The organism is Salirhabdus euzebyi (assembly GCF_014207435.1).
GTDB lineage: Bacteria > Bacillota > Bacilli > Bacillales > Alkalibacillaceae > Salirhabdus > Salirhabdus euzebyi.
On record NZ_JACHGH010000002.1, the window covers coordinates 354,537 to 369,388 of the forward strand.

At 32.9% G+C, this 14,852-nt stretch carries 15 protein-coding genes; 13 read left to right on the forward strand and 2 right to left on the reverse strand.

Going from position 1 to position 14,852, the window contains the following annotated elements; translation table 11 throughout:
• Positions 1 to 159 precede the first annotated feature (159 nt).
• Positions 160 to 3,051, forward strand: coding sequence for a DEAD/DEAH box helicase (locus HNQ94_RS04950; RefSeq protein WP_174494787.1), 2,892 nt, complete (start codon positions 160 to 162; stop codon positions 3,049 to 3,051).
• A gap of 28 nt (positions 3,052 to 3,079) precedes the next feature.
• Here the strand turns inward: HNQ94_RS04950 and HNQ94_RS04955 are convergent, their stop codons facing one another.
• Entirely contained in the window at positions 3,080 to 3,475 is a 396-nt protein-coding gene (locus tag HNQ94_RS04955; protein ID WP_174494786.1) for a (deoxy)nucleoside triphosphate pyrophosphohydrolase, read from the reverse strand.
• A gap of 274 nt (positions 3,476 to 3,749) precedes the next feature.
• Between HNQ94_RS04955 and HNQ94_RS04960 the strand changes: the two genes are divergently transcribed.
• The 5 genes from HNQ94_RS04960 (at position 3,750) to HNQ94_RS04980 (ending at position 7,616) form a co-directional block, all read left to right on the forward strand.
• Positions 3,750 to 4,070, forward strand: coding sequence for a nucleoside triphosphate pyrophosphohydrolase (locus HNQ94_RS04960; RefSeq protein WP_174494785.1), 321 nt, complete (start codon positions 3,750 to 3,752; stop codon positions 4,068 to 4,070).
• 20 nt (positions 4,071 to 4,090) lie between these two features.
• The gene (locus tag HNQ94_RS04965) at positions 4,091 to 5,077 is read left to right on the forward strand and encodes an HNH endonuclease domain-containing protein (protein WP_174494784.1); all 987 of its coding nucleotides are present in this window, start codon (positions 4,091 to 4,093) and stop codon (positions 5,075 to 5,077) included.
• Positions 5,078 to 5,234: 157 nt separating this feature from the next.
• Positions 5,235 to 5,993 carry an NERD domain-containing protein gene (locus HNQ94_RS04970; protein ID WP_174494783.1) on the forward strand — a complete coding sequence of 253 codons (759 nt, stop codon included), beginning with the start codon at positions 5,235 to 5,237 and terminating at the stop codon, positions 5,991 to 5,993.
• A 92-nt stretch (positions 5,994 to 6,085) separates the two neighbouring features.
• On the forward strand, positions 6,086 to 7,045 hold the full coding sequence (locus HNQ94_RS04975) for a ParA family protein (protein WP_174494782.1): 960 nt from the start codon (positions 6,086 to 6,088) through the stop codon (positions 7,043 to 7,045).
• Entirely contained in the window at positions 7,038 to 7,616 is a 579-nt protein-coding gene (locus HNQ94_RS04980) for a hypothetical protein (RefSeq protein ID WP_174494781.1), read from the forward strand. Before HNQ94_RS04975 ends, HNQ94_RS04980 begins: the two co-directional genes overlap by 8 nt.
• 61 nt (positions 7,617 to 7,677) lie before the next feature.
• Here HNQ94_RS04980 and HNQ94_RS04985 read toward each other — a convergent pair whose 3' ends face one another.
• Positions 7,678 to 8,460, reverse strand: coding sequence for an SDR family oxidoreductase (locus HNQ94_RS04985; protein ID WP_174494780.1), 783 nt, complete (start codon positions 8,458 to 8,460; stop codon positions 7,678 to 7,680).
• A gap of 166 nt (positions 8,461 to 8,626) precedes the next feature.
• Between HNQ94_RS04985 and HNQ94_RS04990 the strand changes: the two genes are divergently transcribed.
• From HNQ94_RS04990 to HNQ94_RS05020, 7 genes are all read left to right on the forward strand, one after another.
• On the forward strand, positions 8,627 to 9,229 hold the full coding sequence (locus HNQ94_RS04990) for a TetR/AcrR family transcriptional regulator (RefSeq protein ID WP_174494779.1): 603 nt from the start codon (positions 8,627 to 8,629) through the stop codon (positions 9,227 to 9,229).
• Positions 9,230 to 9,485: 256 nt separating this feature from the next.
• The gene (locus tag HNQ94_RS04995) at positions 9,486 to 10,442 is read left to right on the forward strand and encodes a tRNA dihydrouridine synthase (RefSeq protein ID WP_174494778.1); all 957 of its coding nucleotides are present in this window, start codon (positions 9,486 to 9,488) and stop codon (positions 10,440 to 10,442) included.
• A gap of 340 nt (positions 10,443 to 10,782) precedes the next feature.
• Positions 10,783 to 11,295: a DUF1643 domain-containing protein gene (locus tag HNQ94_RS05000; protein ID WP_174494777.1), complete on the forward strand. Its 513-nt coding sequence runs from the start codon at positions 10,783 to 10,785 to the stop codon at positions 11,293 to 11,295.
• A gap of 309 nt (positions 11,296 to 11,604) precedes the next feature.
• On the forward strand, positions 11,605 to 12,762 hold the full coding sequence (locus tag HNQ94_RS05005) for a hypothetical protein (RefSeq protein ID WP_174494776.1): 1,158 nt from the start codon (positions 11,605 to 11,607) through the stop codon (positions 12,760 to 12,762).
• 175 nt (positions 12,763 to 12,937) lie between these two features.
• A complete protein-coding gene (locus HNQ94_RS05010; RefSeq protein WP_174494775.1) occupies positions 12,938 to 13,258 on the forward strand; it encodes a hypothetical protein in 321 nt (106 codons plus the stop codon).
• A gap of 280 nt (positions 13,259 to 13,538) precedes the next feature.
• Complete coding sequence (locus tag HNQ94_RS05015; protein ID WP_184351834.1) at positions 13,539 to 14,039, forward strand: hypothetical protein; 501 nt, start codon at positions 13,539 to 13,541, stop codon at positions 14,037 to 14,039.
• A gap of 121 nt (positions 14,040 to 14,160) precedes the next feature.
• Entirely contained in the window at positions 14,161 to 14,526 is a 366-nt protein-coding gene (locus HNQ94_RS05020; protein ID WP_174494773.1) for a DUF4181 domain-containing protein, read from the forward strand.
• The last annotated feature ends 326 nt before the right edge of the window (positions 14,527 to 14,852 follow it).

Genomic DNA, 14,852 nt, shown 5'->3' on the forward strand with positions numbered 1-14,852 from the left:
TCATGGCTTTGACTAAATAGACAATTAAAAGGGGAAAGGTTCAACAGATTACACTTGTTAAATAAAATGTTAAAATATACTTACATAATTATACAAATGCATCTGAAAAATAATTAAATTACCTTTAATTAATAAATTTAACGTGAATAGAGGATCAAAATGGAGAACATTGTAGATAGTTTAAAAGAATCTCTATACAAAGGGTTTATCGATCATTCTCACAACAAGTCAGACGTGTTTAAACCTAAACTGTTAGTAAATAACTTGTTACAAAGCGAAGACGTACTGTCTTCATTATTAGAGGAATTAAATTATTGTCAGGAGTTTTTCTTTTCTGTTGCATTTATTACGGAAAGTGGATTAGCTACCTTAAAATCCTATCTGTGGGATTTAAAGCAGCGAGGGATAAAGGGGAGAATACTAACTTCTACGTTTCTTCAGTTCAATAAGCCTAAAGTATTTCGAGAGTTGCTGAAGATGAGCAATGTAGAGGTAAGGTTAACCGATTTAAAGGGTTTTCATTCAAAAGGATATATCTTCCGTCATAATACACATTATTCTCTAATTGTTGGGAGCTCTAATTTAACTGCACATGCCTTGAAGGTAAATTATGAGTGGAATGTGAAATTGACGTCACATGAAAATGGGGAGATTATCCATCATTTTCTTGAACAATTTGAAGATGTCTGGAATGAATCTTATATGTTAAATCCTTTGTGGATTGATCAATATGAAAAAACATTTGTAGAGAGAGAATATTTACCTGATTTAGAGAAAGTTGTAGAAATTCCGGACGAATACCGAGCCAACCCTTTGAAAGAAGCAATTGAAATCAGCCCAAATAAAATGCAGAAAGCTGCCTTGCAAAATATCCAAATGGTTCGAGAGAATAATAACAATAAAGGGTTAGTGATCTCTGCAACTGGAACAGGTAAAACATATTTATCTGCTTTCGATGTTCGTAATTATGCTCCTAAACGTATGTTATTTATTGTTCATAGAGAGCAAATCCTTCAGAAAGCAAAATCTGATTATCAAAAGATTTTAGGTGGATTAAGCAAGGATTTTGGTATTTTATCTGGCTCATCTAAGCAATCTGACGTTCGGTATCTTTTTGCGACGATCCAAACGATTTCAAAAGAGAATGTGCTGCGTCAATTTGATTCTAAAGAATTTGATTACATTCTTATAGATGAGGTCCATAGAGCTGGTGCTGAATCTTATCTAAGGGTGCTAAATTATTTTGAGCCAAAATTTTTATTAGGTATGACAGCAACTCCAGAGCGTACTGATAATTTCAATATTTATGAGTTATTTGACTACAATATTGCTTATGAAATCCGGCTTCAGGAAGCACTTGAAGAGAATATGCTTTGTCCTTTCCACTACTTTGGTGTAACAGATTTTGAATTAAATGGCGAACTAATCGACGAAACGGCAACATTGTCCAAGCTTGTTACAGAAGAAAGGGTAAATCATATCATTGAAAAGGTTCATTACTATGGACATTCAGGAGATAGTGTAAAAGGCTTAATGTTCTGTAGTGGCAAGGATGAAGCACAAAGACTTTCAGTGGCATTGAACGAAAAAGGACTTCGAACTGTCGCATTAACAGGTGATGATTCACAAGAGGAACGAATCCTGCAGGTAAATAGATTAGAGAATGGACAACTAGATTACGTCATTACTGTTGATATTTTTAATGAAGGTATTGATATCCCGAGTGTAAATCAGGTTGTGATGCTCAGACAAACCCAATCAGCCATCATCTTTATTCAACAATTAGGCCGTGGGTTAAGAAAGCATGGTTCTAAGGATTTTGTTACGATCATTGATTTTATAGGAAACTACCGTAATAACTATCTAATTCCAGTTGCGCTATCTGGAGACAAATCACAAAATAAAGATAATGTTCGTCGTAACATGAAAGACAAAAGTTATATTAAAGGAGTTTCGACTATTAACTTTGAAGAAATAGCTGCGAAACAAGTTTTTAAAGCAATTAATGATAGTAAACTGACATCATTAAAAATATTAAGAGAAGCATACATGGAGTTGAAAAATAGAATAGGTAGAATTCCATATTTGATGGATTTTATAAAACAAAACTCCATTGATCCCGAGGTAATAGTAGGAGAGCATACGAATTATTATCAGTTTTTAATAAAAATGAAAGAGGAGGTTCCAGATCTATCATTATATGAACAACAGGTCCTAACATTTCTATCACTTGAAGTTTTAAATGGAAAACGAAAACATGAAGTATTATTGGTGGAACTATTACTTAACAGAGATGAAGTAGTTAACACTGAATATATTCAACAATTAGCAGCTAATAATTGTTATATAGATGAGGATACATTATATTCTATTGAACGAATCTTTAATCAAGAGTTTTTTACACAAATATCAAGAAAGAAATATGGGGAGATCCCAATTATTACTCGTTTGGATAATACTTATAAATTCAACGATGCTATTAAACAAAGCATTACTTCTAATGCTTATTTTAGGGGTCTAATCAATGACCTTGTAGAAACAGCTAAGATGAAAACGGAAAAATATGATTCTACCCAACCACTTACGCTTTATAAGAAATATTCAAGAAAAGATGCTTGTAAACTATTGAATTGGCATAATGATGAAAGTTCTACCATGTACGGATATAAACCAAAACATGATACATGTCCAATTTTTATTACTTACCATAAAGATGAAGACATTGATGCAAGTGTAAAATATGGAGATGAATTTTTAAATCCAAAATTGATCAAATATTTTACAAAAAGTAACCGAACCTTGCAATCAGAAGAAGTCAAAAAAATTATTTATGCAGACGAAAGAAACTTTGACATTCATATCTTCGTTAAAAAAGATGATGATGAAGGTACTGATTTTTATTATTTAGGGACTGCACATCCGGTTAAGGATACAGCCGAACAAACAGTTATGTTAGACAAGAATGATAAAGAGATCCCAGTCGTTACCCTTGAACTAATGCTAGAGCATTCTATTGAACCGAAGCTTTATCATTACATTACAAACAAATAAACCAAGAAAGCCTTCTCGATTGAGAAGGCTATTTTTCTTTTATTAACTGTTCAACAGCTGGAATGTCCGCAGGAGCCCATTTAAGAGAATCCAGGTTATCACGTTTTAGCCAAATCAGTTTAGAATGTTCTGTTGGGGAAGGGGTACCTCTAATAATTCTACACTTAATCGCAATTAAATTGATGATAAATGTTTCGTATTCATGGAGATTCTCATTAAAAAATTCTTTGGTTTCAATTTGACAGTGTAGTTCCTCTTCAATTTCTCTTTGTAAAGCAGTATAAATATCTTCACCAACTTCTACTTTACCTCCAGGAAACTCCCACATATTTGGTATAGCCATTAGCGGAGAACGTAACGCACATAGAATTTCTTTCTGTTCGTTTTCAATGATTGCTGCTACAACTTTTACTGTTTTTTTCATATTTGCCTCCCGATTTTGAACTAAATATACTATAACATTTTTGCTTCTTATATTAGTAGATTTTAAATTGCACAATAACCCTTAACATTCTTTTTCATACGTTAACCTTACTTACTGCGACTTTTATATAAAAATATCCAATAAAAAAATTGCATGATTATTTAAATTAGTAGTTTTTTAATATTATGTTGAGTACATACTGAAAAGGAGTTTAAATCTAAAATGTTGAAATTGGAAAGAGAACAATAATTTAACTGGTTAGGAGTTTCAATTAATGCCAACGTACAATAAACTAGTTCGTGATAAAATCCCAGATATTATTAAAGATACAGGGAAAAAATTAAATACTAGAATACTGTCCGACCAAGAGTACATATTAGAATTAAAAAATAAAACACAAGAAGAGCTTCAAGAATATCTAAATGCCAATAATAATGAAGATGCTTTAGAAGAACTTGCTGATTTATTAGAGTTGATCCATGCTTTAGCTAAAGTACATGGAAGTTCAATTGAAGAAGTTGATAAGCTCCGGAGAACAAAAACAGAAAAACGTGGTGCATTTGATGATAAAGTTTTTTTGATAGATGTAGAATAAAAATTATTGGAGTGTAAGAAATGAGTCACAAATTAAGAGTAGGAGAATTAAAAGAACAGTATATGACAGACGAAGAGATATGGAGAATTTTTACTATTGTCCTATCTACGAAATCGGTAAAGTCTTCTACTTACAAATTTGTCTTGATTAAATCTCTAATCGAAAACCTATATCAAGTAAGTGATAATAATGAGCTTACTTATGACCAAATTGCATATGCATTTGCAAAAGTGTATTGGAATCTTGTTGTTCATCATAATTTAGTTAATCAAAATAGAGGTCCCAAGCATGCTAAGGTAGTTTCTATCATAAAAGATTTTCAGCAGAAGCATGGCATACCTTCCGAGTTTAGCTTTGATAAGATAAGTGATTCTCTTCAGTTAAAAATGGTTGCTATGGTGAAAACTGTTATGAAAGAGAATGTTTATGGTGCTCTGTATGGTGATACTAGGGGTACATTTTATGAATTTGATCATAAAAGAGAATATTTTAGGTTACATCCGAATGTATTACGATTTATGAGGCAATACCAAAGGCTTATCATCAATCTAACAAATTACCATATGGCCGCCATGATAGAAGAGCTTAATGAGGTACCAAGTATAAACTATTTACTAAGTAAGGTGGAAAGTATTGCTAGAAGAAAAACGCTAAAACCATTTGAACAAATATTACTACACCACTTCGAAAATACGTGCTTTTATTGTAATAAAAAGTTATCAGATAAAAAGGGGAGTACACATGTGGACCATTTTATCCCATGGTCTTTTGTCCAATCTGATCAAATATGGAACTTAGTATTAGCTTGCAGTAAATGTAATAGTTCCAAAAGTGATAAACTTCCAAAGCGAGAGTATCTCCATATTATTATTGAGAGAAATGACAAGTTAAATAAACAAGTAAAGCCAACTTTCAATCTAATGGAAAATTATAGGGACAAGAAGATTATTCTTTTATACGATTATTCTATTAGAAACGGGTTTGATATTATTTGGAGCCCTAAATAACAAATTAGTAGTAAATCTTACTCTATCCCTCATGATGGCACTCTTTAAGAGTGTCATTTTTTGTTGTAAATAGGAAAAATATCCCTTATAAAGTTTTAGAAATATAGTATTATTAATGAGTGTGTAAAAATTTTACAAAAGTAGGGGGTGATTAAAAGTGTTTGAATATTATTTGTTTTTGTCTATCGTTATAGTTATAGGGATCATATTTGGGCTACCGACCGTTAAAGGGAGAATTGGAGAGGCAAAAGTATCTTTTTTACTTAAGAGGCTAGACCCAGAAGAGTATACTGTAGTGAACGACCTTCTAATAAAGACTGCAGATAATAAAACAGCGCAAATAGATCATGTTGTTATTTCCCGGTACGGCATCTTTGTAATAGAAACAAAGAACTATAAAGGATGGATTTTTGGGAGTGAGAGGTCTAAATATTGGACACAAACGATTTATAAAAGTAAAGAGAAATTCTTTAATCCAATTTGGCAAAATTACGGTCATATTAAGGCGATTGAAAATGCACTATCAAATACATATACTGGTCCATATTATTCCTTTATTGTTTTCAGTTCAAAATCTACTCTTAAAAAACTTGATATCCAATCAGATAATGTAGAGGTAATGTACACTTTACATCTGTTAAAAACAATTAAAAAATATAATCAGCCCATAATGAATACTCAGCAAGTAAAATCCATCTTGGCAAAACTTATAAATCTAAATATTGATGATAAAAAAGAGATGAAAAACCATGTAAAAGAAATTAGAGAAACTGGAAAAAGAGTTAAAGATTCAGTGAAGGCAAATGTTTGTCCAAAATGCGGGGGTTCTTTAGTGAAAAGAAAAGGTAAATATGGTTTTTTTACTGGATGTACCAATTTTCCAAAATGTAGATTCATTGTAAAGAAAGCTAACTAAATGATTTAAATATCTACTGTAGAGAAATTTCACAAATAATTAAGTATCTCTCCCATACATATATATATAAACAACTCTAGGGAGAGGATAGGATGAATGTTATTTCCGTAATCAATTATAAAGGTGGAGTAGGAAAGACTACACTTTCTGCAAATATTGCTGCAGAGTATGCCAAACAAGGTAAGAAGGTTTTACTGATTGATTTGGATCCACAGACGAATTTAACATTGTCCCTTATTAAAATGGAAGAATGGCAGAATTATGATAACCAGGGTAGGACGATTAAGCATTGGTATGATGAGTTTTTAGATTCTGATCGAGATTCTGATATTGGAGATTTAATTATTACACCTAGCAAAGTGAATAATCATTTAGGGATGCTTGAAGGGCAAATTGATTTAGTTTGTTCTCATTTAGAGTTGATTAATGTGGATATGGAACTCTCCAGCAGACTTGGTGGCAATAGTGAACGAACGATTAGGCGTAATTATTTGAAAGTGTTATCGAGGTTAAAGAAGAATCTAGATACCATTAAAGATAATTATGATATGGTTATTATCGACTGCCCACCGAATTTTAATGTTGTTACACAAAATGCTTTAGTAGCTAGTGACTATTACATTATTCCTGCTAAGGCAGATTATTTATCGACGCTCGGTATTAATACATTACTTGGGCATGTGAAGGAATTGGAGAACAAGTTTAACCGTTATTGTGCTAAGTCTAGAAATGTGAAAATGGCACCGATTTCGCCAAAAATGTTAGGTGTTGTTTTTACAATGGTTACGATTCGAAATGGAGAACCAATCGCGATACAAAAAGAGTACATAGATCAGGTTATAAGAAATCAAGAACAACATTGTTTCAAAACGACGCTACGTGAAAATAAAACGCTATATTCAAAGGCACCAGAGACAGGTATTCCTGTAGTTTTGAGTCCAAAGAACTTACAACAGGAGAAAGCTAGTGACGAGATTCAGGGTATCGTGAAGGAATTAACATCGTTTTTAACCGAATTAACACCGGTGGATGGTGGAGGTACTTATGTCTAAAAAAAATACAGCAAGATTAATGAATTTAGTAGCGGATTTTATAGAGGGTTTAACAGAGAGAGAATTTCAGTCCTTGTTAAATAATCAGGCAAAATTGTGTGTGGAAGTATTGGATAATAATCCTGACCAAGACATTTTCATTCGTTTAAAGAGCCAAGCAAATAGTTTACTAGATATTGAAGAGGCACTCAAGAAGTTTAAGAAAAACGAATTAATCAGTCTTTGTAAAATTCACGGTATAGATGTAAAAACTAGAGACACTAAAAAAGTAATTTATGAGAAGGTTGCTGCTCACTTAAAGGTTCATGACTCAGAAGGCACTGATGTATCTAATCCTTATGAAGAAGTTAAAAAAATCCTAAATAATAGCAATGATAGAGAGGACGCTACAGAATATCTAGTCCATCATCCATTACTAAAGACGAAGAAGGATTTAATTAAACTAGCAAAATCTTATGCGATTTATGTAGACCAAAAGTATACAAAACGGGACTTACTAGACCGCATTGTTGAATCTGTTGTTGGAGCGCGTTTAAGAGGGAAGGCGATTAGGTCCGTTATCAATAAATAAGCACGTGTTGGGTATGATGCCCAACACGTGCTTTTGTATATATAGACGCTACAGACGCTATTTAATATTTATAAGACTGTCCACCATCAATCGGCACAACTGCAGCATTAATAAAGTCTGCTTGATCAGATAATAGAAATGCTACTAGATAGCCGATTTCCTCTGGTTTACCAAAGCGTTTCATTGGGTTCACGCTAACAAATTCTTTTCCGACTTCTTCCCAATTTTCGCCACCAATTTGTCTGAGAGAGCCTTCTACCATTGGTGTCATAATAGCACCTGGGGCAATGGCTTTAATACTAACACCATATTGTCCGTATTCAACACCTGAGTTACGAGTCAATCCTACTACACCATGCTTACTTGCAGCATAACCAGATTGGTTACCAACACCACGGATACCACCTACGGATGCTGTGTTTACAATGGAGCCGGAACCTTGTTCTTTCATTACTTTTAGAACATATTTCATTCCGTAGAAAACACCGTTTAAGTTTATGTTTACAACACGGTTGAATTCGTCAATTCCGTAGTTTTCTGTTTCGTTTTGTTTTCCTTCAACACCTGCATTGTTAAAGAATCCATCGATTTTTCCAAATTTTTCAACTGTAAACTGAACAAATTTTTCTACTTCTTTTTCTTCTGCAACGTTTGCTTCTACTAATTCTACTGCTGCCTCTGGAGCAACGGCTAGAACTTCTTGTTTACTTTCTTCTAATCCGTCTTTGTTCAGGTCCACTAGTACTAGTTTTGCTCCTTCTTTTGCTACTTGTAAAGCAGCTGCTCTTCCTAGTCCAGAACCTCCACCTGTTATTAAAACTACTTTGTTTTCAAAACGTGTCATATTATTCTCTCCTTCTTTGCTGTATGTGATAAGATATTTTTAAACGTTAATTTAATTGTAAAAGATATAAACGAGGGCTCTCAATCAGTAATAATAGTGATTTTGTTGAGTGAATCGACACTTTTGCATAATGTGTTGATTTTTTAGTGTCAGGAGGAAGTTTAGGATGAAAACAGATACAGGATCTACTTCTAAACAAAATATAAGAACAAAAGCTCACTTAAAAAGTGCATTTATTTCTTTAGTTAACGAAAAGGGATATAGTCATGTAACTGTTAAAGATATTGTAGATAGGGCAATGTATAACAGAACTACTTTTTACCTACATTATTTGGATAAACTAGACTTAACAGAAGATCTTCAAGAAGAAATGTTTGAAGCCATTAAACGTACTAGTATGGATCGTTACAAAAGGGGAGAGAACATTTCTATCACCAAAATGGGTCCTGAATCGTTTGAGTTAATCTATTTCATTCATAAAAATAAGGACTACTTTAACTTATTTTTAAAGAAGGATACGATTCCAGGACTACACCAAGATTTACCTCGTGCTATTTACGAAATACTAGAAGAATCCTTTGTTTTTGCAGCTAAAAATTCAAACATGATTAATAATTCAGCACATAAACTTTACATGGCTCACGGTACTGCGGGTCTTATATTAGAATGGATAAAAGGTGGATATGAGACTTCCCCGAGTGAATTATCGCTACAGCTAATTAAGATCCTTGATACTTTTGCGGATGGATTTACGATAGTGACTAAATAGATTACATTTTGTGTGTAGCATTTTCGCCGAAATGTGTGGATTATATTAGTATTCATTGGTTCCTAATTATTTAGTATTGCTTTTTTCTTTGAATTTTTTATTTGTTACTATGAAGATTATCATTTACTTTAGTTTGATAAATAGTGCTTAAGCATGGTATAAGTGTAAATGAAGCAGAGCTTTCTTTGCTTTTTATTTTTGGGGTAAAATCAGCTTACTTACTGATACCTCGATAGTGAAAGGATTTGAATAAAAGATGACGGATAATTTTTGGCGTGATTTACCACGACCGTTTTTTATACTAGCACCAATGGAAGATGTGACGGATGTTGTTTTTCGTCATGTTGTAAGTGCTGCAGCTAGACCTGATGTGTTTTTTACAGAGTTTACGAACTCTGATAGTTATTGCCACCCAGAAGGACACCATAGTGTTCGTGGCCGTTTGACTTTTACAGAAGATGAACAACCAATAGTGGCTCATATATGGGGGGATAAACCCGATTTTTTTCGACAAATGAGTATTGGAATGGCGAAAGAAGGTTTTCGTGGTGTCGATATCAATATGGGTTGTCCTGTAGCTAATGTAACATCGAATGGTAAGGGGTCTGGCCTTATTTGTCGTCCAGAACTTGCAGCCGAGCTTATACAAGCAGCGAAAGCAGGAGGATTGCCTGTTAGTGTGAAAACAAGGCTTGGTTATAATGAAGTAGATGAATGGCGGGACTGGCTTACACACATATTGCAACAAGACATCGCTAACCTTTCTATTCATTTGCGTACGAAAAAGGAAATGAGTGATGTGGATGCTCATTGGGAACTGATTCCGGAAATTAAAAAGCTTCGCGATGATGTAGCACCAGATACACTCTTGACCATTAATGGAGATATTCCAGATCGTCAAACTGGCATGGAGCTCGTTCGTCAACACGGAGTTGATGGGGTGATGATTGCACGTGGTATATTTAAAAATCCATTTGCCTTTGAAAAGGAGCCGAAAGACCATAGTAGTGGGGAATTGCTTGATCTTTTAAGGTTACACCTTGATCTCTATGATCAATATTCAAAGGAATATGAAACCCGTTCATTCAAATCTCTTCAACGATTTTTTAAGATATATGTACGTGGATTCCGAGGAGCGGGTGAATTAAGAAATCAATTGATAAACACAGAGTCAACCGATGAAGTGCGTACATTACTTGATAACTTTGAGTAAAAGAATGTTGATGTATAAAAAAAAATCAGCCGACGGGTGTGTTGACACAATCTATCCATGTAGTAATGGTTGGGGACTGACAATTAGTATCTTTATATGAAAAGAGTTAAATTTTAAATATTAACGCACTTACAGATGTTGATATATCAATATTTGTAAGTGTTTTTATTTTTTAAGAAAAATGCCGAAACAAGGTAGGATCATGAAAAGGAAAATTAAGCATGAATTCGAGAAAAGTGAGTTAGAGGTAATAAAGACAATAAAATAAAGAGTTATAAAGAAGCATATTTTATGAAATTACTAGTATATATTTACAAATTATATACTAGGAGGTCAGAAGTTGCTAAAACCAGGTCATCGCTATTGGAGAAGTAATGAGAAAGTGCAGGTCGTATTTGATAATGATAAAAATCCTACTTATAGGTATGTATTAGAATGCGTTTGGAATAAGCAAAAGCGAAAGGTTGCATTTATTATGTTAAACCCGAGTGTTGCCGATTATAAGATTTGTGATCCAACACTTAATCGCTGTGTCAATTTTGCAAAGGCCTGGGGTTATGGGAGCATGAAAATTGTAAATCTTTTTGCCTATATCACTCCAAATCCCGCACAATTACTAGAAGTTGCTGAACCAGTTGGGAAGGAAAATGATAGATTCATTGAAGAAGTGATTTCGACCTCAGATGAAATAGTATATGCATGGGGAACAAAGAACTTTGATTTATTAGGAAGAGGTACTTACATACAAAACCTCTTGAAGGAAAATAACCCAAAATGCATTTTAAAGTCTAGGGATGGTTACCCAAGACACCCTCTTTACTTGCAGAAGGATTTGAGGTTAATTAATTATTAATTGTTATTTAATAGTCTTACTTTGGTAAAAAAGGTAAATATAAGTTAAGGATATTTAAGATACTCTTTTCTAAAAAGGTTATAGAAGAGAGTATCTTTTTATTTTTATTCGATAATGCAAAGGTAAATAAATCAAAATATTTTGAAAAAAATGAAGCATTTTACACACCCACTTACTATTTTAAAGTAAAATAAAAAATGTAATCTTTTCATGAGGGGGGCTATTAAAGAAACGATAATCGTTATGGATAAAGGATTCCATTGATGTCGTAAGGGAAAATAAATAAATATTATTCGAGGTGAAAGCTATATGAAAAAAGTTAATTGGTTCATTGCTATTTTTATGTTTCTACTCATTTTAACTGCTTGTTCAAGCAAGGACGAAACATCTACTCAGGAAATAACAAATAATGATCAAACGGAAACAGAGGATGAGGAATTGGAAGATCCAGCAGATAATGGGAGTGAGGATGATAGTACAGAAGAGGAATCATCTTTACCGGAAGAGTTACGCGTTTCAACTGACCCATACTATTTTTATCCAGAAGAGGGCTATACTGTATCTTTTGATTACAATATTGTAGATAATGAAGGAAAAGTAATTGATGCATACCATAATTGTTATTGCCAAGCGGTAGATGGCTATTATCAAAGTCAAGCTGGTTTTGGTGACATTGAAGATATGAACATGTTTGTGACTATTTATCGAGAAGATGAGAATGGCTTATATAGATTTATACCTGAGGATAACAATATAATTAAGAATTGGATACCTGAAGCAAAAAACAATGGTTCCTTTGTTCCGGTGATTAAATATCCCATAACGGTGGGGGAGACATTTTCTGATCAAGATAAATTTGGTGATTATGAAATGGAAGTTCTATCTACTTCAGAGACGGTAGAAACAGCTTTAGGTACTTTTCAAAATGCCATAAAGATAAAAGAAACTATTCCGAGTACAACAACTACTTACTATTATGTAAAAGGAATTGGTGTAGTAAAAATAGATGCCTTTAGAGAAGTTGATAATGAAAATGGGTTTGAAATGAAGGCCGTAAGCTATGTATTAACAAATATTAACAAAAGTGAGTTAGAGGTAATAGAAGAAGTAGAAACTGTGGGTCCAATAACATCAGAAATGCGTCAAGATTCTATCAAGGTTTATGAAACATTGTTCGAAGCTTTTACGGATATGAGACCTTTATCCCAAGAGGAACAACAATTACTTACTAAATATGAAGAAAAATATGATGAAAAAATTTCGATGAGGGTTGGAATAGTTGGTGAAGAAGATAAATCAGATGTTCATATGTATACTGCAGTCTCCAATATGGAAAAAGCATATAATAGAGCAACAGATTCTGGTAACTTTGAATCTGAAGTAGAGAAGTTTAACCGAGAAAGCAAAGAAGCATCTGAATATTTGGATATAAATTTTATAGAAGTAGTTGTGACAAACAAAGACTAAATGAGGATCTAGATTAGTATAAACAATAGAAAGTGATTTCCTAGGCAATGAGGGGAATCACCTTACCATTCTTGCACTATTTCTAGTCAAAGTTTCTAATGAAAGTTAAATTAAGAAGGAATCGCAGATAGCAGCGTAAAATTTTGATAAAAGACAACTTAGGGAGGGCAATAGGGTGAGAAAACTGATTATGCTAATGGTACTGCTAGTATTACTTGTTGGATGTGGCATCTCTAAGGGAGATATGTATGTTCTGACAGATATGATGATTGGTGCTGATACACCGGAAGACTTTATTGCTGCATTAGAAGATGCACAACAAGACGGTACACTGGAAACTGGTGGACCAATTCATACTATTTTTGATGAAGATATTGTAAAAATAATAGATACAAAGGACGAATGGGTTTTAATTGAAATCATTGAAGGATATGACGAAGGGGAACAATGGTGGGTCTCTAAGGGTGATTTGGAGCAATACGCAGAGAAGCAATAACTTATTACTATGGGTGATTTCTACGTAAAATAGAAATCATCTTTTTTCTTTTCTTACAATATACCTACTAGAAGCTTTAGTGTGTAGCCAAGAGGGGCAAGTGGAATCCATTGATAGCCATGAAAGTAGAGAGTGTTAGAAGGTTACTTGAAGGAAGCGACTTTTCACGCTTTCATTTGGTTTGCTTATCGTTTTAAATAAACTCATAGCAGTAGAATGTTATGTTAAAATAGTGGATAACAGTATTTTAACTCAACATTGTTAGTAGGGGGTGCATATGATGAAATGGATAATCTATCAAATACTAACACTCTCTATTATTGTTTTCTTCATGTGGATTTTAGATTACATAAATGAGAATAGAACAATTCAGCATTCATCCAGTGAATGGACGGCTGTAAATTCTACTTTCATTACTTTTTACATTATTGCTTTCATTGTGAGTTGTTTTTATTTGCTTTTTTTATTTGAAGCCAAAAAAGATAATGGTCTCTTTGATCGCTCGTTTTGGGCTGTTATGCCAAAAATGTGTGTTATTATAGGCGTATTATCTATTATTCTCTTTTTAACTGGTGGAACTATTGGGCCCATTATGGTTTGGATAGAACAATGGCCTTCTCTTATTTATGTATTTTTTATTTACTTTCTTTTTTTAATTTTCCTTTTTATTTTTTCTATTGAGCATAAGAAACATAGATACAAGCAACGAAAAGAAAAAACTGTACATATTTCTTTTACATGGACAATATTATTGTTCTTTGTTCTGTTCTTTCTAATTTAAGTGAAAATGTAGTAGCTCATTGAAGTATTGCAGTTGCATAAATGTTACGTAGATTCTGAAAATATTTCATTGGCAAAATATATAGTCTTAATCCTATTTAGAATCTGAATGGAGGATTTATATGGGAGTTATCGTTTTCCTTTTAGTCTTTATCGTTCTATTCGTTATATTAGAAAAACTATTGATTAATTTATTTGGCATTGAAAAGAAGAAGCTTTCGGAATCACCCGGAAAAACTATTAATCGTCGGGGCAGAAACATTATTTTGGTGATTTTTTTAGTGGCTCTTCCGTTTGTTAATTTCGAGGAATATAGTTTTATTAAATGGTACTTTATTCTATTTAATGTGCTATTGTTTGGTTTTCAATCATTTATGGAATGGATATACGTAAGAGAGTCCAAGCAATATGTTACTTCACTTTTCTTTCTAATCATAATAGTTGCTTTTATCTATAACGCGGAGTTTATTGTCAAGGTGTTGAACTAGAAATAACTTTTAGGTGGAAAAATTTTTAGATGCTATAGAAAAGATTTATTATTTATTGGAATTGTGGTTATTTCGAGTCTGAAATTTGTTTGGAATTTTTAGTGGTAGTTTTATTGGTATCGATAATTTTTGGAGTCTTTCGTTTACTTTGGAAATTAGGGTGTTCATTATATAGTATTGTTTATTGACTAATAAGTGGATGAAAACAGTAAGGATTATACTTACTGTTTTTTCTTTTTGTTATAAATACCTCCTATGTTGACAGAATAATACATAGTGGATAATTACATTCGTTTATTCTCTCTTTTTGGAAAATAAAGGGAGTA